Source organism: Mesorhizobium caraganae (assembly GCF_016836705.1).
Lineage (GTDB): Bacteria > Pseudomonadota > Alphaproteobacteria > Rhizobiales > Rhizobiaceae > Mesorhizobium > Mesorhizobium caraganae.
The window spans coordinates 1-419 of the sequence record NZ_JAFCGY010000168.1 but is presented as its reverse complement, the minus strand read 5'-3'; the positions used below and the strand labels follow the sequence as shown (position 1 = coordinate 419).

The 419-nt window shown below is 63.2% G+C and carries 1 protein-coding gene; it reads left to right on the top strand.

The features are described 5' to 3' along the window. Nucleotides 1–21: 21 nt before the first annotated feature. On the top strand, nt 22–282 hold the full coding sequence (gene rpsO, locus JQK88_RS35800; RefSeq protein WP_074866877.1) for a 30S ribosomal protein S15: 261 nt from the start codon (nt 22–24) through the stop codon (nt 280–282). Nucleotides 283–419 lie beyond the last annotated feature (137 nt).

Sequence of the window (419 nt, the reverse complement as noted above, 5' to 3'; positions counted from 1 at the left end):
CATCTAGATAGAGAAGACACCATGTCGATCGACACCCAGAAAGTCATTGAAGACAACAAGCGCGGCGCCAACGACACCGGTTCGCCGGAAGTCCAGGTCGCCCTGCTGACCGCCCGCATCGAGCAGCTGACCGGCCACTTCAAGCAGCACAAGCAGGATCACCACAGCCGCCGCGGCCTGCTGATGATGGTCAACCGCCGTCGCAGCCTGCTGGACTACCTCAAGCGCAAAGACAACGAGCGCTACAAGGCCCTGATCGAGAAGCTCGGTCTGCGCCGTTAATCGGACACCCAACCGCGGCGCAGCGATGCGCCGCGGTTTGTTTTGGCGGAGACGAAAACTCCGTCTGGCGATGCAGGACGCAGCGCCGCCAGCGACGAAACGCGAGCGCGATCGTCGAACTGGGCCGGCCCTCGGGC

Coding starts and splice junctions, on each gene's coding strand:
- rpsO (WP_074866877.1), top strand. CDS start 22: ATGTCGATCGACACCCAGAAAGTCATTGAAGACAACAAGCGCGGCGCC.